The organism is Deinococcus pimensis DSM 21231 (assembly GCF_000519345.1).
In the GTDB taxonomy this organism is placed as follows: domain Bacteria; phylum Deinococcota; class Deinococci; order Deinococcales; family Deinococcaceae; genus Deinococcus_A; species Deinococcus_A pimensis.
The window spans coordinates 109,677-114,027 of record NZ_KI912668.1; the positions used below are offsets into that span (position 1 = coordinate 109,677).

Genomic DNA, 4,351 nt, shown 5'->3' on the forward strand with positions numbered 1-4,351 from the left:
GGCCCTCGCCCGCCACGGCGACCGCGCCGAGCTCCGCCGCCCGCGAGGTGAACTCGTGCCCGTCGAAGCGCGCGCCGCGGATCGCCACGAACACGTCGCCGGGGCGGACCCACTCGGCGTTGTGCGTGACGCCCGTCACGTCGGGATTCGCGTCCGGAAGGGGCAGCTTGAGGTCCAGGGCGAGGTCGCGCAGCTTCATAGGGGGATGCTAGCGCAGCAGCGGCACGCCGAAGCCCAGCGCCTCGATCCGCTCGCAGATCCACGTGAAGCCGCCCGGGTCCGCGACGAAGTCGATCTCGTCGCCGGGCACGCGGATGACGGGCGAGTGCCCGTACGCCGCCACCCACTCGTCGTACAGCCGGTTGAGGCCCGTGAGGTACGCGTCCGGGATGGTCTGCTCGTAGTCCCGCCCGCGCTTCGCGATGCGCGAGCGCAGCGTCGGCAGGCCCGCGTCGATGTGAAGGAGCAGGTCCGGGGTGCGCAGCGCGGGCAGGATGCCCTGATAGAGCCCCAGGTACGTCTCCCAGTCGCGCGCGTCCATCTGGCCCGTCTCGAAGAGGTTGCGGGCGAAGATGTTCGCGTCCTCGAAGACGGTGCGGTCCTGGATGGCGCCCGCCGCGCCGTTCACGAGCGTCAGGTGCTGCTCCAGCCGCTTGGAGAGGAAGAACACCTGACTGTGGAAGCTGTAGCGGCGCATGTCCGCGTAGAAGTCCTGCAGGTCCGGGTTGGTGTCCACCGCCTCGTACACGGGCGCGAGGCCGTAACGCTCGCTGAGGAGGGCCGTGAGGGTGCTCTTGCCGCTCCCGATGTTGCCGGAGATCGCTAGATACACGCGGCCTCCCCCTCCGTCTGCGCGTCCGCGGGCTGCCCGAGCGCCGCGCGGACGCGGCCGAGCACCTCGGCGGCGTCGTCGGCGTTCCCGACGAAGTCGTAGGCGTGCGCGTCGATCCTCAGCACGGGGCCCGGGTACGTGCGGAAGTACTCGTCGTAGCGGCGGGTGAGCTCACGCAGGTACTCGGGGTCCATCGTCTGCTCGAACGCGCGGCCCCGCCGGGCGATGCGCGAGAGCAGCAGGTCCGGCTCGGCACGCAGGTACACCACGAGGTCCGGGTGCGCGAGGCGCGGCGACAGGTGCCGGTAGAGGTCCTCGTAGAGCGCGAACTCGTGGTCGCGCAGGTTCATCGCGGCGAAGATGAAGTCCTTGTCGAACAGGTAGTCCGAGACGACGCTGCCGCTGAACAGCTCGGCCTGCGTGAGGGCCTGCAGCTGCTTGAAGCGCGACAGCAGGAAGAAGACCTGCACCTGGAAGGCGTAGGCCTCCGGCTGCTCGTAGAACGCCGCGAGGAACGGGTTCTCCTCCACGACCTCCAGGTTGACGCGCGCGCTGAACTCGCGCGCGAGCGCGTGGGTGAGGCTGGTCTTGCCCACCCCGATCGGACCTTCGACGACGACGTACATTGCCCGCCATCATAACGAAACCTTCACGAAAAACGGGTGAGGGGCGGCGGGGAGCCCAGCGACGCGGACCTTCATGGGAGGTTGGGACGACGAGGGCGGCTCCCCGCACCGGGGAGCCGCCCTCGCGTTCACGCCCTACTGCAGCGTGCGCCGCAGGAGGAGCGCCCTGACGCTCACTTCCTTCTTGTTGCGCCACACCTTGAGGGTCACGGTCTGGTTGGGGCGCTTGCCCGCCACGAGACGGATCACGTCGAACTGGGTGCGGACCCGCTGGCCGTCCACAGAGACGATGACGTCGCCGAGCGTGACGAGCTGACCCTGCGCGTTGCGCACCGAGCCGCGCAGGCCCGCGCGGGCGGCGGTGCTGCCCGCCGGGACCTCGTCGACGAGGGCGCCCTCGCTGCTGGTGAGGCCCACGCCCCGCCGGAAGGCCGGGTCGAGCTCCGCGAGGTCAATGAAGCTCACGCCGAGCGTGCCGCGCTGCGGCACCCCGACGCGCTCCAGGTCCTGCACGGACTGCTGCACGAGGTCCGAGGGGATGGCGAGGCCGATGACGCCCGGCACGAAGGTGTTCGCGGCGAGGTTCGCGTCCGCGACGCCGACGACGTTGCCGCGCGAGTCGAGGATCGGGCCGCCCGAGTTGCCCTGCTGGATGCTGGCGGTGGTCATCAGCATGCTCGGGATTTCCAGCCCGACGTTCTCGGCGGGCGGCTCGGTGCGCGCGGACGTGCTGAACACGCCCGTGGAGATGAAGTTCTGGTACGTGAGGGGGCTGCCCAGCACGATGAACTTCTGCCCCGGGATGAGCCGTCCGCTCGACCCGAACGACAGCGTCTTCGGGGCGGTGACGTTCGTGACCCGCAGGATCGCGATGTCGATGCCGGGGTCGACGCCTTCGAGCTTCGCCGTGACGGTCTTGCCGTCGTAGAGCGTGACGGTGATGCTCTCCTGGAACTGCACCACGTGGTAGTTCGTGATGATCAGGTTCGGCTTGTAGAAGAAGCCCGAGCCCGTCTCGATGGGGGACTCGCCCTCGCGCAGCTGCGACTTGGGGATGCGGACGTCCACGCGGACGACCGCCTTGAGGGCGCTCGACGACACCTCCACGGTGTTGATCTCGTCGGGCGTGACGAGGGCGCGCGCCGCGCTGACGCGGCCCGAGAAGTAGGCGCCGGCCAGTGCCGCGACGAGGCCGAGGGCGATCAGTGACCGGCGCAGCACGTCGTTACTCGCCGCCCTTGTCCTTGGGGCGCGAGTCGGTGACGTAGAACCCGGGGCCCTTGAAGGCGATGCCGGGCGTGGCGAGGATGCGCTTGATCGGCTCGCCCGTCTCGGGGTGGACCGTCAGGGGCTGCTCGGTCATGCTCTGCTTGATCTCGAACGTTTCTCCGCTGTCGAGGCTTTTGTAAAGGTACGTCGGCACAGACTTCCTCCGAAGGGTCATGCTAGCAAACGAAGTCGGGATAATTGTAACGGCCCGAACGCCCCTTTATGACCATGAGATGACGTGCTCATGGGGGTCGGTGAGGAAGCTCCCGTCCACGCGGGCCCGAACGTGAGCGCGCGGGGTACAGTCGGGCCATGTCGTCCCCTTCCAACGTCAGCGTCCACCGTCACGGTCACGTCACGCACCTCCGGCTCGAACGCCCGGAGGTCCGCAACGCCCTGTCCGCCGAGCTCGTCTCGGACCTCCACGCGGCCCTGCTCGCCCTGCGGGACGACGCGGACACCCGCGCGGTCGTGCTGAGCGGCGCCGGGAAGGCCTTCAGCGCGGGCGCCGACCTGAGGGCGCTCCGGGAGCTCGGCGCGGCGTCGAGCGAGGCGAACAAGGCCGACTCGGCGCGGCTCGCGGCCCTGCTGGAGCTGATCTACACCTTCGAGAAGCCGGTCGTGGCGGCGGTGGAGGGAGCGGCCGTGGCGGGCGGCGCGGGCCTCGCGAGCGCGTGCGACCTCGTCGTGGCGGGCGAGGGCGCGCGGCTCGGCTACACCGAGGTGAGGCTGGGGTTCGTCGCGGCGATCGTGATGGTGTTCCTGCTGCGCGTGGTGGGGGAGAAGCACGCGCGCGAGCTGCTGCTCACGGGCAGGCTCGTGAGCGCCGCGGAGGCGTGGCGGATGGGGCTCGTGAACGAGGTCGTACCGGACGGAGGGGCGCTGGAGCGCGCCCTGACGCTGGCGGACGAGGTGGCGCGGAACTCCGCGACGGCCCTCGCCACGACCAAGGAGATGCTCGCCCTCGTGCCGGGCATGGGCCTCTCGGAGGCGCTGCGCTACGCCGTCGGCGTGAACGCGTGGACCCGCACCACGGACGACCTGCGCGAGGGCGTCTCGGCCTTCCTGGAGAAGCGCGAGCCCGCGTGGTCGTCCGACGTGAGCGGCTGAGAAAGGCGGAGGGGACGTCCGGCGCGGTACGCTGAATGCAACCGAACTCCCTTTTCATTCCAGACGCCGGAGGCCCCATGCCCGAAGTGACGCAAGCCCGACCGCTCCACGGCGACGCCCGTGACGAGCTCAACTACACCCTCGACCGTGGGGAGGTGCTGGAGACCCCCGAGACCGTCCTCGCCCAACACGACCTCACCCCGCAGGCGTACGTGTTCGTGCGCAACAACAACCCCTACCCGCCCGGCGCGGACACCCTGGAGCCCGCGCCCCTCACGGGCACGCTGGAACTCGGCGGGCTGGTGGAGCGGCCCCTCTCGCTGAGCGTCGCCGACCTCGCGGCCCGCCCGCGCGTGGAGGTGGAGGCCGTCATGCAGTGCGCCGGGAACGGACGCGCCTTCTACCGCGACGCGCACCTCATCGACGGGCACGGCTGGACGCGCGGCGGCGTCATGAACGGACGCTGGGGCGGCGTGCCCCTGCGCGAGGTGCTGGAGGCGGCGGGCGTGCGCCC

At 70.4% G+C, this 4,351-nt stretch carries 7 protein-coding genes; 2 read left to right on the forward strand and 5 right to left on the reverse strand.

Annotated features, from left to right (window positions below; all coding sequences use genetic code 11):
• The 5 genes from DEIPI_RS32525 to DEIPI_RS0118485 all read right to left on the reverse strand — a co-directional run.
• The coding region (locus DEIPI_RS32525; protein WP_045234672.1) for a Mur ligase domain-containing protein at positions 1-199 on the reverse strand (199 nt) is incomplete at its 3' end.
• Between the two features lie 9 nt (positions 200-208).
• The gene (locus tag DEIPI_RS0118470; RefSeq protein ID WP_027482740.1) at positions 209-832 is read right to left on the reverse strand and encodes a deoxynucleoside kinase; all 624 of its coding nucleotides are present in this window, start codon (positions 830-832) and stop codon (positions 209-211) included.
• Positions 823-1,458: a deoxynucleoside kinase gene (locus DEIPI_RS0118475; protein WP_027482741.1), complete on the reverse strand. Its 636-nt coding sequence runs from the start codon at positions 1,456-1,458 to the stop codon at positions 823-825. Before DEIPI_RS0118475 ends, DEIPI_RS0118470 begins: the two co-directional genes overlap by 10 nt.
• Positions 1,459-1,593: 135 nt before the next feature.
• Positions 1,594-2,679, reverse strand: a complete 1,086-nt coding sequence (locus DEIPI_RS0118480; RefSeq protein ID WP_027482742.1) for a S1C family serine protease — start codon at positions 2,677-2,679, stop codon at positions 1,594-1,596.
• Positions 2,680-2,683: 4 nt separating this feature from the next.
• Positions 2,684-2,881: an FmdB family zinc ribbon protein gene (locus DEIPI_RS0118485; protein WP_027482743.1), complete on the reverse strand. Its 198-nt coding sequence runs from the start codon at positions 2,879-2,881 to the stop codon at positions 2,684-2,686.
• A 158-nt stretch (positions 2,882-3,039) separates the two neighbouring features.
• Between DEIPI_RS0118485 and DEIPI_RS0118490 the strand changes: the two genes are divergently transcribed.
• Positions 3,040-3,837 carry an enoyl-CoA hydratase/isomerase family protein gene (locus DEIPI_RS0118490; protein WP_027482744.1) on the forward strand — a complete coding sequence of 266 codons (798 nt, stop codon included), beginning with the start codon at positions 3,040-3,042 and terminating at the stop codon, positions 3,835-3,837.
• Positions 3,838-3,914: 77 nt separating this feature from the next.
• Positions 3,915-4,351: molybdopterin-dependent oxidoreductase (locus tag DEIPI_RS32530; RefSeq protein ID WP_045234673.1), on the forward strand; the 437-nt coding region annotated here is incomplete at its 3' end.